Genomic DNA, 19,612 nt, shown 5'->3' on the forward strand with positions numbered 1-19,612 from the left:
CCTTAGCGCGAAAGTCCTGCGCCGCCACCTTTGAGATTAGATTTCTTCATCAGGGACTCGTACTGATGTGACATCAGATGAGACTGAACCTGCGCCATAAAGTCCATCACGACAACTACGACGATCAGGAGTGAGGTGCCACCGAAATAGAACGGTACATTCGCTGCGACTACAAGGAACTGAGGCATCAAAGATACAGCAGTAATATAAAGCGCACCGAATAAGGTCAATCGGCCCAGCACGGTATCAATGTAACGCGCGGATTGATCACCTGGACGAATACCCGGAATAAAAGCACCTGATTTCTTCAGGTTATCTGCTACGTCCTTAGGATTGAAAACAATCGCTGTGTAGAAGTAGCAGAAAAATATAATTGCGACCGAGAATAGCAAAATGTAAAGCGGCTGACCTGGGCCAAGCGCTAATGCAACATTTTGCAGCCAATCCATGCCTTCACTCTGACCAAACCATTGGCCCATAGAGGCAGGGAAAAGCAAAATACTGGATGCAAAAATCGGCGGAATCACACCAGCCATGTTGACCTTCAATGGAAGGTGGCTAGATTGTGCCGCGAACACACGATTACCTTGTTGGCGTTTAGCGTAGTTAATGGTGATACGGCGTTGGCCGCGCTCCATAAACACAACAAAACCAACTGTAGCAATCGCTAGTACAGCAATAGCTAGCAGCGCAAGGATGTTTAAATCACCTTGACGCGCTGCTTCAAAGGCCTGTCCGATCGCACTTGGCAGACCGGCAACAATACCAGCAAAGATCAGAATGGAGATACCGTTACCGATACCACGCTCTGTCACTTGCTCACCTAACCACATTAGGAATACTGCACCCGCTACCAAAGTTACAACAGCTACAAAATAGAAGCTGGCATCCGCGGTAAACGATACACCTTGATTGGCTAGGCCTACGGCCATACCAAAGGCTTGTACAGTTGCAAGCGCTACAGTCCCGTAGCGAGTGTACTGGTTAATCTTACGACGACCAGCCTCACCCTCTTTCTTTAACTGAGCCAAGGTAGGGCTAACTACCGTCATCAACTGCATAATAATCGATGCAGAAATGTACGGCATGATACCCAATGCCAAGATACTCATACGCTCCAGTGCACCACCGGAGAACATGTTAAAGAGACTCAGGATTGTGCCCTGGTTCTGATCAAATAATGCGGCCAGACGATCTGGGTTGATACCCGGTACAGGAATATGTGCACCGATACGATAAACAACGATCGCCATCAAAACGAAAAGTAGACGAGACTTAAGCTCACCTAGTCCGCTTTGGTTGCCCGCTGGTATAGGTCCTTTTTTAGCCATTTACGCCTCGACTTTACCGCCAGCAGCTTCGATAGCAGCCTGTGCACCTTTGGTCACTTTAAGACCTTTAACAGTGACAGCCTTATTGATCTCACCAGACAAGATCACTTTAGCAGTTTTGATTTCCTGCTTGATGATGTCTGCTGCTTTCAAAGCATCTAGATCAATTACTTCAGCTTCGATCTTAGCAAGTTCGTTCAGACGAATCTCTGTAACGTAACGAGCAATACGAGAAGTAAAACCGAATTTCGGTAGACGACGCTGCAAAGGCATCTGACCGCCTTCGAAACCTGGTTTTACAGAACCGCCAGAGCGGGATTTTTGACCTTTGTGACCACGGCCACATGTCTTACCCAAACCGGAACCAATGCCACGACCAACGCGTTTCGCCGCTTTCTTGGAACCTTCAGCAGGGCTTAGAGTGTTCAGACGCATGCTGTAACTCCCTTATTAGTCTTCTACCTGAACCAGGTAGTTAACTTTGTTGATCATGCCACGTACAGATGGAGTATCTTCTACTTCAACTGTGTGCCCAATACGGCGTAGACCTAGACCCTTAACGCACAATTTGTGGTTAGGAAGAGTACCGATAGGGCTACGTACTAGTGTTACTTTAACAGTCTTAGCCATTGTCGATTACCCCAGAATGTCTTCTACGGACTTACCGCGCTTAGCAGCTACATCTTCCGGAGATTTCATTGCAGCAAGACCTTTAACAGTCGCGCGTACAACGTTAACCGGGTTAGTAGAGCCGTAGCACTTAGCCAGTACGTTATGGACACCTGCCAATTCTAGTACTGCACGCATCGCACCACCTGCGATTACACCAGTACCTTGAGATGCAGGCTGCATGTAAACTTTAGAAGCACCGTGACGTGCTTTAATTGGGTACTGCAACGTGTCGCCGTTCAGTTCAACTGAAACCATGTTACGACGAGCTTGCTCCATTGCTTTCTGAATAGCAGCAGGAACTTCACGAGCTTTACCACGACCGAAACCTACGCGACCTTTACCATCACCAACTACAGTTAGTGCTGTAAAGCCGAAGATACGACCACCTTTTACTACTTTAGCGACGCGGTTAACCTGAACCAGCTTTTCCTGCAGATCGCCGTCTTTCTGTTCATGATTTGACATATTCGATCCCTTTAGAATTCCAGGCCGCCTTCGCGGGCTGCATCAGCCAAAGCTTTAACACGACCGTGATACTGGTAACCAGAACGGTCAAATGCTACTTCAGATACGCCAGCTTCTTTAGCACGCTGAGCGATCAATGCGCCTACTTTTTCTGCTGCTGCAACGTTACCGCCAGCAGTTTCACGCAGATCTTTTTCTACAGTTGATGCAGCTGCAAGAACTTTTGCACCATCAGCAGAGATAACCTGAGCGTAGATGTGACGCGGTGTGCGTGTAACGCACAGACGTGTTGCACCTAACTCACGCATTTTAAGGCGAGAGCGGCGAGCACGACGAATACGAGATTGTTTCTTAGCGTTCATAACCCTGCCCTATTTACTTTTTCTTCGCTTCTTTACGGCGAACATACTCATCAGCATAACGAACACCTTTACCTTTGTAAGGCTCTGGTGGACGGAACGCACGAATCTCAGCAGCAACTTGACCTAGAACTTGCTTATCAGAGCCAGAAAGGATGATAGTAGTTACATTAGGAGTTTCTGCTTTGATACCTTCTGGTAGGTCGTAATCGATCGGGTGCGAGAAACCTAGGTTAAGGTTAAGTGTGTTGCCTTTAGCAGCAGCACGGTAACCAACACCTTGAAGCTCAAGAGTTTTCTTAAAGCCTTCAGTTACACCAACAACCATGTTGTTAACCAGAGAGCGAGTAGTACCAGACAAGGAAAGAGACAGCTTAGAAGCTTCACGAGCTGTGAACTTCAAAGAACCTTCTTCTAGGTCAACACCAACAGATGGGTGAACGTCTAGAGAAAGCTGGCCGTTTTTACCTTTAACATTGACAGTTTGACCGTCAATCTTAACTTCAACACCTGCAGGTACGATAACAGGGCTTTTTGCAATACGTGACATATTGAAATACCTCTTAGAATACCGTGCAGATTACTTCGCCACCAACGCCAGCACTACGTGCAGCGCGGTCAGCCATTACGCCTTTGCTTGTAGAGATAATCGCTACACCCAGACCACCAGATACTTTTGGTAGTTCGCTTGCGTTCTTGTAGATACGCAGACCTGGACGACTAACGCGTTTGATCTCTTCAATTACCGGCTTTCCTTCAAAGTATTTAAGCTCAATGTTCAGAACCGGTTTTACGTCGCCTTCTACTGCGTAGTCAACGATGTAACCTTCGTCCTTAAGAACTTTGGCAATTGATACTTTTACTTTGGAAGACGGCATAGATACGGCCTGCTTTTCAGCCATATGACCGTTACGAATACGAGTAAACATATCCGCTAGAGTATCTTGCATGCTCATGCATTTACTTCCTCTTGTGCAGCACAGTGCGGTACCCCAAAGGGCCTAGCCACTGCGCTTACCGTTATACTAACTGGAGATTACCAGCTAGCCTTTTTCAAACCTGGAACATCACCGCGCATCGCTGCTTCACGCAGTTTGATACGGCTAATACCGAACTTACGGTATACAGCGTGTGGACGACCAGTAATCTGGCAACGACGCTGCTGACGAGATTTGCTTGAGTCGCGTGGTAGCTTCTGTAGAGCGATCACTGCATCCCAAACTTCGTCTTCAGATGAATTAGGGTTGTTGATAATTGCTTTTAGTGCAGCACGCTTCTCAGCATACTGTGCAACTAGCTTCGCACGCTTGTCTTCACGTGCCTTCATTGATTCTTTAGCCATGATGTATGCCTATCACTTACGGAACGGGAAGTTCAGGGCAGCCAATAGAGCACGACCCTCATCATTGTTCTTAGCAGTTGTAGTGAACGTAATGTCCATACCACGCATCTTATCAACCTTATCGAATTCGATTTCAGGGAAGATGATCTGCTCTTTAACACCCATGCTGTAGTTGCCACGACCGTCGAAAGATTTCGGGTTTAGGCCACGGAAGTCACGGATACGCGGGATAGAGATGTCTACCAAACGATCCAAGAATTCCCACATACGCTCGCCACGTAGTGTTACTTTACAGCCGATTGGCCAACCTTCACGAACTTTGAAGCCCGCGATAGATTTACGTGCCAAACATACAACTGGCTTTTGGCCCGCAATTGCAGTCATATCTGCAACAGCGTTCTCAAGCATTTTCTTATCGCCCAACGCCTCACCAACACCCATGTTTAGAGTGATTTTAGTCAAACGTGGAACTGCCATTACGTTAGGGCAATTCAGCTCATCTTTAAGCTGCTGCTTAACGGAATCGTTATAAAGCGCTTTTAATCTAGACATGATATCTCCCCTTATCCGCCAATTACTTCGCCGGTAGACTTGAAGATACGAGTCTTAGTGCCGTCTTCAAGAACTTTGAAGCCTACACGATCGCCCTTACCAGTCTGCGGGTTGAAGATCGCTACGTTAGAAACTGCAATTGCAGCTTCTTTCTCAACGATGCCACCTGCTTTACCCAACATTGGGTTCGGCTTAGTGTGCTTCTTCACCATGTTGATACCAGAAACGATCAAACGATCGTCCAGAACACGCATGACTGTGCCACGCTTGCCCTTGTCTTTTCCTGCGATGACAATTACTTCATCGTCACGTTTAATTTTGCGCATAATTTACCTATATCGCTTCCTGCTACCCTCTCATGCTCAAAAACGCCAACACCTTCCGGTGTTAGCGTTTTCACATAAACCGAACAGTATTTTGTTCGATCTTTATAGCACTTCAGGCGCCAGGGAAATGATTTTCATGAACTTCTCTGAACGAAGTTCACGCGTCACTGGGCCGAAGATACGAGTACCGATTGGAGCGTCGCTCGCATTCAGTAGAACCGCAGAGTTAGTATCAAAGCGGATTACTGAACCGTCTGGACGACGAACACCTTTACGGGTACGTACCACTACGGCGTTAAGAACCTGGCCTTTCTTCACTTTACCGCGAGGAATCGCTTCTTTAACAGTGACTTTAATAATGTCACCTACAGAAGCGTAGCGGCGGTGAGAACCACCAAGGACCTTAATACACTGCACTCGCTTAGCGCCACTGTTATCAGCTACGTCAAGCATAGATTCAGTTTGAATCATGGTCTTACTCCACAAACATTTTTAGGCCGCCCGCAATGCGGACGGACCGTCTAATGGAGCAAAGGTGCGATAGTTTACACCTTTGCTGCACGCTCTTCAATACGAACCAACGCCCAAGACTTATTCTTAGACAAAGGACGAGTTTCTGCGATGGTAACTAGGTCACCTTGCTGACACTCATTTTTCTCATCGTGAGCATGCAGTTTAGAAGAGCGCTTCATGAATTTTCCGTAAATCGGATGCTTCTCTTTGCGCTCAACCAGAACTGTGATGGTTTTATCCATCTTGTCGCTAACAACGCGACCAGTAACAGTTCGAGTACGTTTTTCGGCGCTCATACTTAGTTACCTGCCTTTTCGTTGAGTACTGTCTTCACACGAGCGATATCGCGACGAACCTGTCCTAGAAGATGATTCTGAGCAAGCTGACCAGTTGTCTTCTGCATGCGCAGGTTAAACTGCTCTTTTAGAAGACCTAGTAGCTCTTGCTGTAGTTCATCAACGGACTTTTCACGTAGTTCAGTTGCTTTCATTACATCACCGTCCGTTTAACAATGGTTGTTGCAACAGGCAATTTTGCAGCAGCTAGGGTGAACGCTTCAGATGCAAGCTGTTCATCAACTCCGCTCATTTCGAACAGAATCTTACCTGGCTTGATTTGAGCAACCCAGTACTCAACCGCACCTTTACCTTTACCCATACGTACTTCAAGCGGTTTCTTAGAAATTGGCTTGTCTGGGAACACACGGATCCAGATTTTACCACCACGCTTAACGTGACGTGTCATGGTACGACGCGCTGCTTCGATCTGACGTGCAGTGATACGACCACGACCGGTCGCTTTCAGTGCAAATTCACCAAAGCTTACAGTGCTACCGCGCTGTGCTAGACCGCGGTTGCGGCCTTTCATCATTTTGCGGAACTTAAGACGTTTTGGTTGTAGCATCGACGTCTACCTCACTTACCTTTCTTCTTAGGCGCATTCTTTTCAGCACGAACTTGTTCGATGCCACCAAGAACTTCACCCTTGAAGATCCAGACTTTAACGCCGATCACACCGTAAGTAGTGTGCGCTTCATAAGTAGCGTAATCGATATCAGCACGAAGTGTGTGCAATGGCACACGACCTTCACGATACCATTCGCTACGAGCGATTTCGGCACCACCAAGACGACCACCTAGCTGAATCTTGATACCTTTAGCACCAAGACGCATTGCGTTCTGTACCGCGCGCTTCATGGCACGACGGAACATAACACGACGCTCAAGCTGGCTTGCAACACCTTGTGCAACAAGACGCGCGTCTAGTTCTGGTTTACGAATTTCTTCGATATTGATGTGAACTGGAACACCCATCATTTCAGATACAGTGTTACGTAGTTTCTCAACATCTTCGCCTTTCTTACCAATCACGATGCCCGGACGAGCCGTGTGAATAGTAATTTTTGCATTCTGTGCAGGACGCTCGATTTCGATGCGGCTAACAGATGCTTTTTCAAGCTGCTTGTCCAGGTACTCACGCACCTGCAGATCGTTCTGCAGCTTGCTTGCGTATTCGCTCTTGTCTGCGTACCACACAGAAGTGTGATCTTTAACAATACCGAGACGAATACCCGTAGGATGTACTTTCTGACCCATAACGGAATCTCCTAGCAGTCAGCTCAGTCGGCCACTTTTACAGTGATGTGACAGGAGCGCTTCAAAATACGATCAGCGCGACCTTTCGCACGCGGCTTGATGCGTTTCATAGTCATTGCTTCATCAACAAAAACTGTAGAAACACGTAGCTCGTCAATATCAGCACCTTCGTTATGCTCTGCGTTAGCAATAGCAGACTCTAGTACTTTCTTAACAAGCGCCGCACCTTTTTTAGGACTATACGCCAGGATATCCAGAGCTTCACCGACAGACTTACCACGGATCTGGTCAGCGACCAGACGTGCTTTCTGTGCAGAGATGCGGGCGCCTTTGTGCTTAGCGGCAACTTCCATCATCTAACTCCTTATCGCTTGGCTTTCTTGTCTACTACGTGACCACGGTAAGTACGTGTCACAGCAAACTCGCCCAGTTTATGACCAACCATGTCCTCGGAAATAAATACCGGAACATGCTGACGGCCGTTGTGTACTGCAATTGTCAAACCTACGAAATTCGGGAAGATCGTAGAACGACGTGACCAAGTTTTGATTGGACGACGGTCGTTTGCTTCAATTGCAGACTCTACCTTTTTCAACAGGTGAAGGTCGATAAATGGACCTTTCTTCAGTGAACGTGGCACAGCTGTATCCTCTTACTTAGCGTTACGACGGCGTACGATCAACTTATCAGTACGCTTGTTCTTGCGAGTTTTATAACCCTTAGTCGGAACACCCCATGGCGACACTGGGTGACGACCACCGGAAGTACGACCTTCACCACCACCGTGTGGGTGGTCTACTGGGTTCATCGCAACACCACGAACAGTAGGACGAACACCACGCCAGCGCGTAGCACCAGCTTTACCAAGCTGACGCAAGGAGTGCTCACTGTTGCTCACTTCACCCAGAGTTGCACGACATTCAACTAGGACTTTACGCATTTCGCCAGAACGTAGACGAAGAGTTGCGTAAGCACCTTCACGTGCAACCAACTGCGCAGATGTGCCCGCTGAACGAGCAATCTGTGCACCTTTACCAGGCTTCAACTCAACACAGTGGATTACAGAACCCACTGGAATGTTGCGTAGAGGCATAGTGTTACCAGGCTTAATATCTACAGAATCGCCAGACATGATCTTAGCGCCCGCAGAAACACCTTTTGGTGCAATGATGTAACGACGCTCACCGTCTGCATATACAACTAGTGCGATATGCGCAGAACGGTTTGGATCGTATTCCAAACGCTCAACTGTCGCTGGAATACCGTCTTTGTTACGACGGAAATCGATGATACGGTACTGCTGTTTGTGACCACCGCCAATATGACGAGTAGTGATGCGACCGTGGTGGTTACGACCACCGCTCTTGCTCTTTTTCTCAACAAGAGCTGCATGAGGCTTGCCTTTATGCAGTTCAGTATTAGTCACTTTAACTACATGACGGCGTCCAGCAGAGGTCGGCTTAGTTTTAGTCACTGCCATTTTATATACCCTCTATTACTCGCCACCAAGAAAATCAATCTCAGAGCCGTCAGCTAGTGCAACATATGCTTTACGCACATCGCTACGCTTGCCTAAACCACGCTGTGTACGCTTGGTTTTGCCCTTAGCATTAAGAACGTTCACGCCTTTAACTTTAACGTTGAACAGTTCTTCTACTGCTTGCTTGATTTCTGGTTTGGTAGCGTCTTTAGCCACACGGAATACCACTTGCTGAGAACCATCAGCTACGATAGTAGCTTTCTCGGAGATGTGCGGACCCAGCAGCACTTGATAAATGCGTTCCTGTTTCATGCCAGCTTCTCCTCGATTTTCTTCAGAGCAGCAACAGTAACTAGTACTTTATCGAAGCCAACTAGGGCAACCGGGTCAACACCCGCAGCGTCACGAACATCAACGTGTGGTACGTTGCGTGCAGCCAAGTACAAGTTCTGCTCTACATCTTCAGTAATCAGCAGTGCGTTAGTCAGCTCAAGCTCGTTCAGCTTAGCCACAAACTGTTTTGTCTTTGGAGATTCCAAAGCGAAATCTTCAACAACAACCAGACGTTCTTGACGTACAAGCTCAGAGAAGATGCAACGCATTGCTGCGCGGTACATTTTCTTATTTACTTTCTGAGCGTAGTCACGCGGCTGAGCCGCGAAGGTAACACCACCGGCACGCCAGATTGGAGAACGACTAGTTCCCGCACGTGCACGACCTGTACCTTTTTGACGCCATGGTTTAGCACCACCACCAGAAACCGCAGAACGGTTTTTCTGAGCTTTAGTGCCTTGACGACCGCCAGCCAAGTAAGCTGTAACCACTTGGTGAACTAGCGTTTCGTTGAATTCTTTACCAAAAGCCAGGTCGGAAACTTCAACCGAACCATTAGCTCCAGCTAAATTCAGATTCATTTCAAACCCCCTTAGGCGCCAGCTTTAACAGCTGGTTTAACGATTACGTCACCGCCAGTTGCGCCTGGAACAGCACCTTTGATCAACAACAGGTTGCGTTCAGCGTCTACGCGAACAACTTCTAGGGTCTGCACAGTAACCTGAGCATTACCCATTTGACCTGCCATCTTCTTGCCTTTCCAAACACGACCAGGAGTCTGACATTGACCAATAGAACCCGGAGCACGGTGAGAAAGAGAGTTACCGTGAGTCGCGTCCTGCATGGAGAAGTTCCAGCGCTTAACGCCACCCTGGAAACCTTTACCTTTAGACTGACCTGTTACGTCAACTTTCTGACCAGCTTCGAAGCGCGCAACTGTTAGCTCGTCGCCAACGTTGACTTCGTCGCCACCCGACAGGCGGAACTCCCACAAACCACGACCAGCTTCAACACCAGCTTTAGCAAAGTTACCAGCTTCTGGCTTAGAAAGGCGGTTAGCCTTCTTAGCACCAGTAGTAACCTGCACTGCTTGGTAGCCGTCGGTTTCTTCTGTTTTCACAGCAGTAACACGGTTCGGTTCCACTTCGATGACGGTGACTGGCACGGATACGCCGTCTTCAGTGAAGACGCGAGTCATACCCGCTTTACGTCCGATAAGACCTACAGACATTTTCTTTTAAAACCTCTTGCCAGTTGTGTACGGGGCTGTTACCCACTACGGCTGCCCTTTCCAGAGCATTCCACACTTAATAAGCGCTTCATTAATTAAAATTAACTCTGCGCAGTTGCCTTTTAGCCGAGGCTGATCTGCACTTCAACACCCGCAGCAAGATCTAGCTTCATCAATGCGTCAACTGTTTTTTCAGTTGGCTCAACGATGTCTAGAACACGCTTATGTGTACGGATTTCATACTGATCACGCGCATCTTTGTTTACGTGAGGAGAAATCAGAACAGTGTAGCGTTCTTTGCGAGTAGGAAGTGGGATCGGACCTCGTACTTGAGCGCCAGTTCTCTTTGCAGTATCTACGATTTCCTGCGCAGAAGAGTCGATCAAGCGATGATCAAAGGCTTTCAGACGAATACGAATTTTCTGATTCTGCATTTCGATCACACATTTCCAAAAAATAATTTTACGGCATACGCCGACCTCCCCCTACTATGAGGGGGACGCAAATTCTACTTATGTCACTTGCGAAGGTCAACAGTAAGCAGGATTAATTTGTACAATTAACAAACAATCTATACTTACACCCCCGAACAAGCTTATAAGTAGGCACAAAAAAGCCCTCACAAGGAGGGCTTTTTCAAATCAAAGAGTTTTAATTACTCAACGATTTTAGATACAACACCAGCACCTACAGTACGACCACCTTCACGAATCGCGAAACGTAGACCTTCTTCCATTGCTACTGGGTTGATTAGTGTAACGTCCATTTGAACGTTATCACCAGGCATTACCATTTCTACACCCTCTGGAAGCTCACATGCACCAGTGATGTCAGTTGTACGGAAGTAGAACTGCGGACGGTAACCTTTGAAGAATGGAGTGTGACGACCGCCTTCTTCTTTGGATAGTACGTATACTTCACCCTCGAAACGAGTGTGAGGAGTGATAGAACCTGGAGCTGCTAGTACTTGACCACGCTCAACCTCTTCACGTTTAGTACCACGTAGTAGAACACCAACGTTCTCACCAGCACGACCTTCGTCAAGAAGCTTACGGAACATCTCAACACCAGTACAAGTAGTAGTCGTAGTTTCTTTGATACCTACGATTTCAACTTCTTCACCAACTTTGATGATACCGCGCTCAACACGACCAGTTACTACAGTACCACGACCCTGGATAGAGAATACGTCCTCGATAGGCATGATGAAAGCACCGTCGATAGCACGCTCTGGCTCTGGGATGTAAGAGTCTAGAGTTTCAACTAGAGTCTTAACAGCAGTAGTACCAAGTTCGTTGTCGTCTTCGCCGTTTAGGGCCATTAGAGCAGAACCTGGGATGATTGGAGTGTCATCACCTGGGAATTCGTACTGGTCTAGAAGCTCACGAAGCTCCATTTCAACCAATTCTAGCATCTCAGCGTATTCTTCAGAGTCAGCACCACCACAGTCTTCTGCTAGTAGGTCTGCTTTGTTTAGGAATACTACGATGTAAGGTACACCTACCTGACGAGATAGTAGGATGTGCTCACGAGTCTGTGGCATTGGACCATCAGTCGCGCCACATACTAGGATCGCGCCATCCATCTGTGCAGCACCAGTGATCATGTTCTTAACATAATCGGCGTGGCCTGGGCAGTCTACGTGTGCGTAGTGACGTTCTGGAGAATCATACTCAACGTGAGAAGTTGCGATTGTGATACCACGCTCACGCTCTTCTGGAGCGTTGTCGATACCATCAAATGCAACAGCGTCGCCGCCCCATACTTCTGCACATACGCGAGTTAGAGCTGCTGTTAGAGTAGTTTTACCGTGGTCAACGTGGCCGATTGTACCAACGTTAACGTGCGGTTTTGAGCGTTCAAATTGTTCTTTAGCCACTTTTCATTACCTCAAGTAATTAGGCGAATAAAAATATTAGTTCTGATTGATTACAGCGTCAGCGACATTTTGTGGCGCTTCAGCGTAGTCGAGAAACTCCATCGAGTAAGTCGCACGACCCTGTGTCGCGGAGCGTAGATCGGTTGCATAACCGAACATCTCACCCAGCGGTACATGAGCGTTGATAATCTTACCCGAAGAACTGTCTTCCATCCCCTGCACAAGACCACGACGACGGTTCAGGTCACCCATCACGTCACCCATGTAATCTTCTGGGGTTACAACTTCAACTTTCATCATTGGCTCTAACAAGCACGCATTTGCTTCTTGTGCGAACTTTTTAAGCGCCTGAGATGCAGCGATTTTAAACGCCATTTCGTTGGAGTCAACATCATGGAAGGACCCATCGTACAAACGTGCTTTAAGGCCGATTAACGGATAGCCAGCAATGACACCGTTATGCATCTGTTCCTCAATGCCTTTTTGTACAGCTGGGATGTATTCCTTAGGAATAGCACCACCGACAATCTCGTTGATAAACTCTAGACCCTCTTCATCAGAAGGGCTAAATTCAACGACAACATGACCATATTGACCACGACCACCTGACTGACGTACAAACTTGTGGTTTGCGTCAACAGACTGACGAATCTTCTCACGGTAGGCTACCTGTGGTTTACCGATATTGGCTTCAACCTTAAATTCACGCTTCATACGATCCACGAGAATATCAAGGTGCAATTCACCCATACCGGAAATAATTGTCTGACCCGTCTCTTGATCTGTTTCAACTTGGAAAGATGGATCTTCTTGCGCAAGCTTACCTAGCGCAATACCCATTTTCTCTTGATCAGCTTGAGACTTAGGCTCAACCGCTACAGAGATAACTGGTGCAGGGAACTCCATACGCTCAAGGACAATTTTATTGTCACCATCACATAAAGTATCACCCGTAGTTACATCCTTCATACCAATTAGAGCTGCGATATCGCCTGCGCGAACCTCTTTAATCTCATCACGGTTGTTAGAATGCATCTGCACCATACGACCAACACGCTCTTTTTTACCCTTAACAGAGTTAAAGACCGCATCACCCGATTTAAGAACACCCGAGTACACACGTACGAACGTAAGCGTACCCACAAATGGGTCTGTAGCAATTTTAAATGCAAGCGCAGAGAACGGCGCATCATCATCAGCCTCACGCTGTGCAACAGTTTCCTGTTCATCATCTAGCGTACCTTCGATCGATTTAACCTCGATCGGAGATGGCATGTATTCGATAACCGCATCCAAAACAGCTTGAACACCTTTGTTCTTAAACGCAGAACCAGCCTGCATAAGAACGATATCGTTATCCAAGGTACGAGCACGAAGCCCCTGTTTAATCTCTTCCTCTGATAGATCACCTTCTTCAAGGTATTTTTCCATCAGCTCTTCTGATGCTTCAGCAGCAGCTTCAACCAGCTCCTCGCGAAGCTCATCAGCTTTATCTTGCAAATCAGCTGGAATATCTTCCAGCTCGTAGGTCATACCCTGATCCGCTTCATTCCACATAATGGCTTTCATGCGAACCAGATCGACAACACCAACAAAATCTTCTTCTGCGCCAATCGGGAAATTGATTGGTACAGCATTAGCGCCAAGACGATCTTTTAACTGATCTACAACCATGAAGAAATCCGCACCAAGGCGATCCATCTTATTGACGAATACCATGCGCGGAACTTCATATTTGTTAGCTTGACGCCAAACCGTTTCTGTCTGAGGCTGGACACCGGAAGATGCACATAACACAACAACCGCACCATCAAGCACACGCAGTGAGCGCTCTACTTCGATGGTGAAGTCAACGTGCCCAGGAGTATCGATGATATTAATACGATGATCATCGAACTGCTGGTTCATACCCTTCCAGAAGCAAGTAGTTGCAGCAGAAGTAATTGTAATACCACGCTCCTGCTCTTGCTCCATCCAGTCCATTGTCGCAGCGCCATCATGTACTTCACCGATCTTATGAGAAAGACCGGTGTAGAACAGGACGCGCTCAGTTGTAGTCGTTTTACCGGCATCTACATGCGCACAAATTCCGATGTTACGGTAACGTGCGATAGGAGTTTTACGAGCCACGACTTAATCCTCAGTATCTTAGAAGCGGTAGTGAGCGAATGCTTTGTTCGCTTCAGCCATACGGTGTACGTCTTCACGCTTCTTAACTGCAGCACCACGGCCTTCAGCAGCGTCCATCAACTCGCCTGCTAGACGCAGAGCCATTGACTTCTCACCACGACCACGAGCAGAGTCTACAGCCCAACGCATAGCTAGAGCCATACGACGAGCGGGACGTACTTCAACTGGTACTTGGTATGTAGCACCACCAACACGGCGGGATTTAACTTCAACCGCTGGCTGGATAGCTTCTAGAGCTTTTTCGAATAGCTCGATTGGATCTTGTTCAGAACGCTCTTCGATTTTATCTAGAGCACCGTAAACGATCTTCTCAGCTACAGACTTCTTACCGTGAACCATTACATGGTTGATAAACTTAGCAAGAACTGTGCTTCCGAATTTAGGATCCGGTAAAATTTCGCGCTTTGCAGCGACGCGTCTTCTAGGCATTGATAAGCCCTCAATAAATTAAAAGGTCTTCAGGTATTCCAAGCAATTGATGCTAGGCCTTACTCTTACCGTGTATTCAACACAGTGTTTAGATAACTAAAGCACTATGTTGGGACGACGATTAAGACTTAGGACGCTTAGCACCGTACTTAGAACGGCCTTGCTTACGCTCATTAACACCTGAGCAATCTAGTGCGCCACGAACTGTGTGATAGCGAACACCAGGAAGGTCCTTAACACGACCACCACGAATTAGAACAACGCTGTGCTCCTGCAAGTTGTGACCTTCACCACCAATGTAGGAAGCAACTTCGAAGCCGTTGGTCAAACGAACACGACATACTTTACGTAGTGCTGAGTTCGGTTTTTTCGGAGTAGTGGTGTATACACGGGTACAAACGCCACGACGCTGAGGACAAGCCTGCAATGCACGAACATCGCTTGGCTGAACTTTGCGTTTACGTGGTTTACGTACCAGCTGGTTAATCGTTGCCATTAAGCAAACTCCACGTTTTGATTTAACACCATAAAAAAATTGGATTTACACAATCCAATCACAAAGGGGCCGGAATTTTAATCAATTCCGGCCCTAAACGTCAAATACTGGATACTATTTATTCAATATTTTCGAATAAATTGTTATTCAGCATCTGGCATTGAAGCATTTAGCGCTTCTGTCAGTGCCTGCTGAACCTCTTCAGCACTTACTGTCACGGACTCACCTTCAGAAGGTTGAGCACGCTTGCGCTTACGCTCTTCATGGTAAGCAAGACCTGAACCCGCTGGGATCAGACGACCTACTACCACGTTTTCTTTCAGGCCGCGCAGGAAGTCCTGCTTACCTGTTACCGCACCTTCCGTTAGAACTCGAGTTGTTTCCTGGAAGGATGCTGCTGAGATAAAGGACTCAGTAGCCAAAGATGCCTTAGTGATACCCAATAGTACGCGATCGTACTTAGCTGGGATCTTACCAGCAGCCTCTAGCTCTTCGTTCTCTGCCAATACAGCTTGGTATTCAACCTGATCACCCGGGATGAATGTAGAATCACCCGCAGATACGATCTCAACTTTACGCAGCATCTGACGAACAATAACTTCGATGTGCTTATCGTTGATGCCTACACCCTGTAGACGGTATACGTCCTGGATTTCACCAGTGATGTATTTCGCCAGTTCTTCTACACCTAGTACGCGTAGAATGTCATGCGGGTTAGACGGACCGTCAGAAACAACCTCACCCTTCTCTACATGTTCACCTTCGAACACGTTCAGGTTACGCCATTTCTGGATCATTGTTTCATGTGGCTCTGCATCACTAGGAGAGATCACAAGACGTTTCTTGCCTTTAGTCTCTTTACCGAAGCCGATTAGACCAGAAACTTCTGCAAGAATCGCAGACTCTTTAGGTTTACGTGCTTCGAATAGATCCGCAACTCGCGGCAGACCACCGGTGATATCCTTGTTCACAGTACCTTCTTGAGGAATACGTGCAAGAACGTCACCTACTTGTACTTCAGCGCCATCGCTAAGGTTCATGATCGCTTTAGCTGGTAGTAGATACTGCGCTGCAGAATCTGTACCTGGATGCATTACTTCATTACCTTTCGCATCCAATAGCTTGATCATAGGACGGATATCTTTACCTGCTGCTGGACGATCTTTAACGTCCAATACCTCAGTTGTAGATAGCCCTGTTAGCTCATCAGTCTGGCTCTTAACGGTAATACCGTCTTCCATGCCTGAAAGCTCAACCTTACCCGCCACCTCAGAGATGATTGGGTGAGTATGTGGATCCCAGTTAGCTACGATGTCGCCTGCTTCAACAGAGCTACCGTCTTTAACTTTGATCACAGAACCGTATGGAAGCTTGTAACGTTCACGCTCACGACCGTGCTCATCAGTTACACCTAGTTCACCAGAACGAGAAGTTGCAACCAAAGCACCATCTGGACGCTCTACAAACTTAAGGTTGTGAAGACGAATTTCACCGCCATTCTTAACCTGAATGCTGTCTACAGCAGCTGCTCGTGATGCCGCACCACCAATGTGGAACGTACGCATTGTTAGCTGTGTACCTGGCTCACCAATTGACTGAGCAGCGATAACACCTACTGCTTCGCCTGGGTTAACCAAGTGACCACGACCTAGATCACGACCGTAACAGCTTGCACAGATACCATGACGAGTACGACACGTGATTGCACTACGTACGATAATCTCATCGATAGAAGAGTACTTCTCGTCGTTTTCTAGGCGATGCTTCCACGCTTCATCGATAAGCGTACCCGCTTCGATTAGAACTTCTACACCCTGCGGGTCTAGAACATCAACAGCCACTGTACGACCTAGTACACGATCACCCAGCGCAACTACTACGTCACCGCCTTCGATCAGAGGTACCATCACAAGACCTTCTTCAGTACCACAATCATGTTCTGTGATAACTACGTCTTGTGCCACGTCTACTAGACGACGCGTTAGGTAACCGGAGTTAGCTGTCTTCAATGCCGTATCGGCTAGACCCTTACGAGCACCGTGAGTAGAGATAAAGTACTGAAGTACGTTTAGACCTTCACGGAAGTTCGCAGTGATCGGTGTTTCGATGATTGAGCCATCCGGCTTAGCCATCAGACCACGCATACCCGCCAACTGACGAATCTGTGCAGCACTACCACGGGCACCGGAATCGGCCATCATGTATACAGAGTTGAAAGATTCCTGCTCGGACTCTTCACCATCTTTTGTAATAACCGGCTCAGTCTTCAAGTTATCCATCATCTTCTTAGCCAACAATTCGTTAGCACGAGACCAGATATCGATAACTTTGTTGTATTTCTCGCCCTGAGTTACCAAACCATCAGCGAACTGACGTTCGATATCCATTACCTCAGCTTCTGCTTCATCGATAATAGTTGTTTTCTCAGCTGGAATTTCGAAGTCGTTAACACCGATAGAAACACCAGACATAGTTGCCTGACGGAAGCCCATGTACATCAGTTGGTCTGCAAAGATAACTGTATCTTTCAGACCACAGCGACGGTACGCTTCGTTAAGAAGGCGAGAGATCGCTTTCTTCTTCATTGGCTGGTTAACAAGCTCGTAAGGTAGACCTGCTGGAACGATTGCGAACAACAAAGCACGACCGGCCGTTGTTTCTTTCATTTCAGTAATCGTTTCTAGGTTACCTTCGATGTCACGAATGCTTTCAGTAACACGTACTTTAATCTTCGCTTGAAGATCTAGCTGACCTGCGCCTTGTGCACGCTGAATCTCTTCGATGTCGGCAAATACCATGCCTTCACCTTTCGCATTCACACGCTCACGAGTCATGTAGTAAAGACCCAATACAACGTCCTGAGAAGGTACGATGATCGGCTCACCATTAGCAGGTGATAGTACGTTGTTTGTAGACATCATCAACGCACGCGCTTCCAACTGAGCTTCAATAGTCAGTGGAACGTGTACAGCCATTTGGTCACCGTCGAAGTCGGCGTTGTATGCCGCACAAACTAGTGGGTGTAGCTGAATAGCTTTACCTTCGATCAGTACCGGCTCAAATGCCTGGATACCAAGACGGTGAAGTGTTGGAGCACGGTTAAGTAGTACAGGGTGCTCACGGATTACTTCGTCTAGGATATCCCAAACTAGTGCTTCTTCGCGCTCAACCATCTTCTTAGCAGCTTTGATTGTAGTCGCATGACCACGAAGCTCTAGCTTGGAGAAGATGAATGGCTTAAATAGCTCAAGTGCCATCTTCTTAGGAAGACCACACTGGTGTAGACGTAGGTACGGACCTACCACGATTACAGAACGGCCAGAGTAGTCAACACGCTTACCTAGAAGGTTTTGACGGAAACGACCCTGCTTACCTTTGATCATATCAGCCAAAGATTTCAAAGGACGCTTGTTAGAGCCAGTAATCGCACGACCGCGACGGCCGTTATCTAGCAATGCATCAACAGATTCCTGCAACATACGTTTTTCGTTACGTACGATGATATCTGGAGCATTAAGGTCAAGTAGACGCTTAAGACGGTTGTTACGGTTGATAACACGACGGTAAAGATCGTTAAGATCAGATGTCGCGAAACGACCACCATCTAGTGGTACTAGCGGACGAAGATCTGGTGGAAGTACTGGTAGTACTTCAAGAATCATCCACTCAGGCTTGTTGCCTGACTTGTAGAAAGCTTCTAGTAGTTTAAGACGCTTAGAAAGCTTCTTGATCTTAGTTTCAGAGTTAGTCTGCGGTAGTTCTTCACGCAGTTGATTAACTTCTTCTTCAAGCTCAATAGAAGACAATAGCTCTTTAACAGCTTCTGCACCCATACGTGCGTCGAAGTCATCACCGAACTCTTCTAGCGCTTCAAAGTACTGCTCATCGTTCAGTAGCTGACCGCGCTCAAGCGTAGTCATGCCTGGATCGATTACTACAAAAGATTCGAAGTAAAGAACACGTTCGATATCACGTAGCGTCATATCCAGCATCAAACCGATACGGGATGGCAGAGACTTAAGGAACCAAATGTGCGCTACAGGAGAAGCAAGTTCGATGTGCGCCATACGCTCACGACGAACTTTAGCTAGCGTTACTTCAACGCCACACTTCTCACAGATAACACCGCGGTGTTTCATGCGCTTATATTTACCGCACAAGCACTCGTAGTCTTTTACTGGACCAAATATTTTGGCACAGAATAGACCTTCACGTTCTGGCTTGAACGTACGGTAGTTAATAGTTTCCGGCTTTTTAACTTCACCGTACGACCATGAACGGATCATTTCCGGAGAGGCCAGAGTGATCTTGATAGAGTCGAACTCTTCAGATTGGCCCTGTGTTTTCAGCAGATTCAGCAGATCTTTCATTCTTTCAAGCTCCTAACGGAGTTCTTGCTTGAGGCCGCCCGAAGGCGAC

Annotated in this window: 27 protein-coding genes; all 27 read right to left on the reverse strand. The window is 47.3% G+C overall.

Annotation, left to right across the window (positions count from 1 at the left end):
* Window positions 1-2 precede the first annotated feature (2 nt).
* Window positions 3-1,331, reverse strand: a complete 1,329-nt coding sequence (secY, locus tag ACMXYR_RS15390) for a preprotein translocase subunit SecY (RefSeq protein WP_415882724.1) — start codon at window positions 1,329-1,331, stop codon at window positions 3-5.
* Window positions 1,332-1,766 carry a 50S ribosomal protein L15 gene (rplO, locus tag ACMXYR_RS15395; protein ID WP_415882725.1) on the reverse strand — a complete coding sequence of 145 codons (435 nt, stop codon included), beginning with the start codon at window positions 1,764-1,766 and terminating at the stop codon, window positions 1,332-1,334.
* 15 nt (window positions 1,767-1,781) lie between these two features.
* Window positions 1,782-1,961: a 50S ribosomal protein L30 gene (gene rpmD / locus ACMXYR_RS15400; protein ID WP_415882726.1), complete on the reverse strand. Its 180-nt coding sequence runs from the start codon at window positions 1,959-1,961 to the stop codon at window positions 1,782-1,784.
* A 6-nt stretch (window positions 1,962-1,967) separates the two neighbouring features.
* Window positions 1,968-2,468 carry a 30S ribosomal protein S5 gene (rpsE, locus tag ACMXYR_RS15405; protein WP_297309703.1) on the reverse strand — a complete coding sequence of 167 codons (501 nt, stop codon included), beginning with the start codon at window positions 2,466-2,468 and terminating at the stop codon, window positions 1,968-1,970.
* A gap of 11 nt (window positions 2,469-2,479) precedes the next feature.
* Window positions 2,480-2,830 (reverse strand): 50S ribosomal protein L18, encoded by a 351-nt coding sequence (gene rplR / locus ACMXYR_RS15410; protein ID WP_415882727.1) that lies wholly within the window; start codon window positions 2,828-2,830, stop codon window positions 2,480-2,482.
* 13 nt (window positions 2,831-2,843) lie between these two features.
* Complete coding sequence (gene rplF / locus ACMXYR_RS15415; RefSeq protein WP_415882728.1) at window positions 2,844-3,377, reverse strand: 50S ribosomal protein L6; 534 nt, start codon at window positions 3,375-3,377, stop codon at window positions 2,844-2,846.
* 13 nt (window positions 3,378-3,390) lie between these two features.
* Window positions 3,391-3,783, reverse strand: coding sequence for a 30S ribosomal protein S8 (gene rpsH, locus ACMXYR_RS15420; RefSeq protein ID WP_415882729.1), 393 nt, complete (start codon window positions 3,781-3,783; stop codon window positions 3,391-3,393).
* 80 nt (window positions 3,784-3,863) lie between these two features.
* Complete coding sequence (gene rpsN, locus ACMXYR_RS15425; protein WP_415882730.1) at window positions 3,864-4,169, reverse strand: 30S ribosomal protein S14; 306 nt, start codon at window positions 4,167-4,169, stop codon at window positions 3,864-3,866.
* A gap of 12 nt (window positions 4,170-4,181) precedes the next feature.
* Window positions 4,182-4,721, reverse strand: coding sequence for a 50S ribosomal protein L5 (gene rplE / locus ACMXYR_RS15430; RefSeq protein WP_415882731.1), 540 nt, complete (start codon window positions 4,719-4,721; stop codon window positions 4,182-4,184).
* Window positions 4,722-4,732: 11 nt separating this feature from the next.
* Window positions 4,733-5,047, reverse strand: a complete 315-nt coding sequence (gene rplX, locus ACMXYR_RS15435; protein WP_415886125.1) for a 50S ribosomal protein L24 — start codon at window positions 5,045-5,047, stop codon at window positions 4,733-4,735.
* Between the two features lie 102 nt (window positions 5,048-5,149).
* Window positions 5,150-5,518, reverse strand: a complete 369-nt coding sequence (rplN, locus tag ACMXYR_RS15440; RefSeq protein ID WP_007021360.1) for a 50S ribosomal protein L14 — start codon at window positions 5,516-5,518, stop codon at window positions 5,150-5,152.
* A 74-nt stretch (window positions 5,519-5,592) separates the two neighbouring features.
* On the reverse strand, window positions 5,593-5,856 hold the full coding sequence (gene rpsQ / locus ACMXYR_RS15445) for a 30S ribosomal protein S17 (RefSeq protein ID WP_292949289.1): 264 nt from the start codon (window positions 5,854-5,856) through the stop codon (window positions 5,593-5,595).
* Between the two features lie 2 nt (window positions 5,857-5,858).
* Window positions 5,859-6,050: a 50S ribosomal protein L29 gene (gene rpmC / locus ACMXYR_RS15450; RefSeq protein ID WP_299179666.1), complete on the reverse strand. Its 192-nt coding sequence runs from the start codon at window positions 6,048-6,050 to the stop codon at window positions 5,859-5,861.
* Window positions 6,050-6,463: a 50S ribosomal protein L16 gene (rplP, locus tag ACMXYR_RS15455; RefSeq protein ID WP_415882733.1), complete on the reverse strand. Its 414-nt coding sequence runs from the start codon at window positions 6,461-6,463 to the stop codon at window positions 6,050-6,052. The genes rpmC and rplP overlap by 1 nt, the downstream gene beginning before the upstream one ends.
* Before the next feature lie 11 nt (window positions 6,464-6,474).
* Window positions 6,475-7,155: a 30S ribosomal protein S3 gene (gene rpsC, locus ACMXYR_RS15460; RefSeq protein WP_415882734.1), complete on the reverse strand. Its 681-nt coding sequence runs from the start codon at window positions 7,153-7,155 to the stop codon at window positions 6,475-6,477.
* A 23-nt stretch (window positions 7,156-7,178) separates the two neighbouring features.
* Window positions 7,179-7,508, reverse strand: coding sequence for a 50S ribosomal protein L22 (gene rplV / locus ACMXYR_RS15465; RefSeq protein WP_415884689.1), 330 nt, complete (start codon window positions 7,506-7,508; stop codon window positions 7,179-7,181).
* Between the two features lie 11 nt (window positions 7,509-7,519).
* Complete coding sequence (gene rpsS, locus ACMXYR_RS15470) at window positions 7,520-7,795, reverse strand: 30S ribosomal protein S19 (RefSeq protein WP_415882735.1); 276 nt, start codon at window positions 7,793-7,795, stop codon at window positions 7,520-7,522.
* Window positions 7,796-7,807: 12 nt separating this feature from the next.
* A complete protein-coding gene (rplB, locus tag ACMXYR_RS15475) occupies window positions 7,808-8,635 on the reverse strand; it encodes a 50S ribosomal protein L2 (RefSeq protein ID WP_415882736.1) in 828 nt (275 codons plus the stop codon).
* Window positions 8,636-8,650: 15 nt separating this feature from the next.
* Window positions 8,651-8,947, reverse strand: a complete 297-nt coding sequence (gene rplW / locus ACMXYR_RS15480; RefSeq protein WP_299179655.1) for a 50S ribosomal protein L23 — start codon at window positions 8,945-8,947, stop codon at window positions 8,651-8,653.
* Window positions 8,944-9,549 (reverse strand): 50S ribosomal protein L4, encoded by a 606-nt coding sequence (rplD, locus tag ACMXYR_RS15485; protein WP_415889529.1) that lies wholly within the window; start codon window positions 9,547-9,549, stop codon window positions 8,944-8,946. The genes rplW and rplD overlap by 4 nt, the downstream gene beginning before the upstream one ends.
* A gap of 11 nt (window positions 9,550-9,560) precedes the next feature.
* Window positions 9,561-10,199: a 50S ribosomal protein L3 gene (rplC, locus tag ACMXYR_RS15490; protein WP_415882738.1), complete on the reverse strand. Its 639-nt coding sequence runs from the start codon at window positions 10,197-10,199 to the stop codon at window positions 9,561-9,563.
* 122 nt (window positions 10,200-10,321) lie between these two features.
* Window positions 10,322-10,633, reverse strand: coding sequence for a 30S ribosomal protein S10 (gene rpsJ / locus ACMXYR_RS15495; protein ID WP_075174125.1), 312 nt, complete (start codon window positions 10,631-10,633; stop codon window positions 10,322-10,324).
* A 221-nt stretch (window positions 10,634-10,854) separates the two neighbouring features.
* Window positions 10,855-12,078 carry an elongation factor Tu gene (gene tuf / locus ACMXYR_RS15500; RefSeq protein WP_415882739.1) on the reverse strand — a complete coding sequence of 408 codons (1,224 nt, stop codon included), beginning with the start codon at window positions 12,076-12,078 and terminating at the stop codon, window positions 10,855-10,857.
* A gap of 36 nt (window positions 12,079-12,114) precedes the next feature.
* Window positions 12,115-14,208 carry an elongation factor G gene (gene fusA, locus ACMXYR_RS15505; protein WP_415882740.1) on the reverse strand — a complete coding sequence of 698 codons (2,094 nt, stop codon included), beginning with the start codon at window positions 14,206-14,208 and terminating at the stop codon, window positions 12,115-12,117.
* An 18-nt stretch (window positions 14,209-14,226) separates the two neighbouring features.
* Window positions 14,227-14,697 carry a 30S ribosomal protein S7 gene (rpsG, locus tag ACMXYR_RS15510; RefSeq protein WP_415882741.1) on the reverse strand — a complete coding sequence of 157 codons (471 nt, stop codon included), beginning with the start codon at window positions 14,695-14,697 and terminating at the stop codon, window positions 14,227-14,229.
* Between the two features lie 121 nt (window positions 14,698-14,818).
* A complete protein-coding gene (rpsL, locus tag ACMXYR_RS15515; protein ID WP_007021369.1) occupies window positions 14,819-15,193 on the reverse strand; it encodes a 30S ribosomal protein S12 in 375 nt (124 codons plus the stop codon).
* A 143-nt stretch (window positions 15,194-15,336) separates the two neighbouring features.
* A complete protein-coding gene (gene rpoC, locus ACMXYR_RS15520; RefSeq protein WP_415897119.1) occupies window positions 15,337-19,563 on the reverse strand; it encodes a DNA-directed RNA polymerase subunit beta' in 4,227 nt (1,408 codons plus the stop codon).
* Between the last annotated feature and the right edge of the window lie 49 nt (window positions 19,564-19,612).

It is taken from the genome of Neptuniibacter sp. QD29_5 (assembly GCF_047778125.1).
GTDB lineage: Bacteria > Pseudomonadota > Gammaproteobacteria > Pseudomonadales > Balneatricaceae > Neptuniibacter.

Excerpts from the sequence above, each read along its gene's own strand:
- rpsN (WP_415882730.1), bottom strand. The coding sequence starts at position 4,169 with ATGGCTAAAGAATCAATGAAGGCACGTGAAGACAAGCGTGCGAAGCTA.
- rpsH (WP_415882729.1), bottom strand. The coding sequence starts at position 3,783 with ATGAGCATGCAAGATACTCTAGCGGATATGTTTACTCGTATTCGTAAC.
- rplO (WP_415882725.1), bottom strand. The coding sequence starts at position 1,766 with ATGCGTCTGAACACTCTAAGCCCTGCTGAAGGTTCCAAGAAAGCGGCG.
- rplN (WP_007021360.1), bottom strand. The coding sequence starts at position 5,518 with ATGATTCAAACTGAATCTATGCTTGACGTAGCTGATAACAGTGGCGCT.
- rpsG (WP_415882741.1), bottom strand. The coding sequence starts at position 14,697 with ATGCCTAGAAGACGCGTCGCTGCAAAGCGCGAAATTTTACCGGATCCT.
- rplV (WP_415884689.1), bottom strand. The coding sequence starts at position 7,508 with ATGGAAGTTGCCGCTAAGCACAAAGGCGCCCGCATCTCTGCACAGAAA.
- rplW (WP_299179655.1), bottom strand. The coding sequence starts at position 8,947 with ATGAAACAGGAACGCATTTATCAAGTGCTGCTGGGTCCGCACATCTCC.
- rplP (WP_415882733.1), bottom strand. The coding sequence starts at position 6,463 with ATGCTACAACCAAAACGTCTTAAGTTCCGCAAAATGATGAAAGGCCGC.
- rpsQ (WP_292949289.1), bottom strand. The coding sequence starts at position 5,856 with ATGAGCGCCGAAAAACGTACTCGAACTGTTACTGGTCGCGTTGTTAGC.
- rplF (WP_415882728.1), bottom strand. The coding sequence starts at position 3,377 with ATGTCACGTATTGCAAAAAGCCCTGTTATCGTACCTGCAGGTGTTGAA.
- rplD (WP_415889529.1), bottom strand. The coding sequence starts at position 9,549 with ATGAATCTGAATTTAGCTGGAGCTAATGGTTCGGTTGAAGTTTCCGAC.
- rpmD (WP_415882726.1), bottom strand. The coding sequence starts at position 1,961 with ATGGCTAAGACTGTTAAAGTAACACTAGTACGTAGCCCTATCGGTACT.
- rpoC (WP_415897119.1), bottom strand. The coding sequence starts at position 19,563 with ATGAAAGATCTGCTGAATCTGCTGAAAACACAGGGCCAATCTGAAGAG.
- rpmC (WP_299179666.1), bottom strand. The coding sequence starts at position 6,050 with ATGAAAGCAACTGAACTACGTGAAAAGTCCGTTGATGAACTACAGCAA.
- rplX (WP_415886125.1), bottom strand. The coding sequence starts at position 5,047 with ATGCGCAAAATTAAACGTGACGATGAAGTAATTGTCATCGCAGGAAAA.
- rplB (WP_415882736.1), bottom strand. The coding sequence starts at position 8,635 with ATGGCAGTGACTAAAACTAAGCCGACCTCTGCTGGACGCCGTCATGTA.
- secY (WP_415882724.1), bottom strand. The coding sequence starts at position 1,331 with ATGGCTAAAAAAGGACCTATACCAGCGGGCAACCAAAGCGGACTAGGT.
- rpsC (WP_415882734.1), bottom strand. The coding sequence starts at position 7,155 with ATGGGTCAGAAAGTACATCCTACGGGTATTCGTCTCGGTATTGTTAAA.
- rplR (WP_415882727.1), bottom strand. The coding sequence starts at position 2,830 with ATGAACGCTAAGAAACAATCTCGTATTCGTCGTGCTCGCCGCTCTCGC.
- rpsE (WP_297309703.1), bottom strand. The coding sequence starts at position 2,468 with ATGTCAAATCATGAACAGAAAGACGGCGATCTGCAGGAAAAGCTGGTT.
- rpsJ (WP_075174125.1), bottom strand. The coding sequence starts at position 10,633 with ATGCAGAATCAGAAAATTCGTATTCGTCTGAAAGCCTTTGATCATCGC.
- rplC (WP_415882738.1), bottom strand. The coding sequence starts at position 10,199 with ATGTCTGTAGGTCTTATCGGACGTAAAGCGGGTATGACTCGCGTCTTC.
- rplE (WP_415882731.1), bottom strand. The coding sequence starts at position 4,721 with ATGTCTAGATTAAAAGCGCTTTATAACGATTCCGTTAAGCAGCAGCTT.
- rpsL (WP_007021369.1), bottom strand. The coding sequence starts at position 15,193 with ATGGCAACGATTAACCAGCTGGTACGTAAACCACGTAAACGCAAAGTT.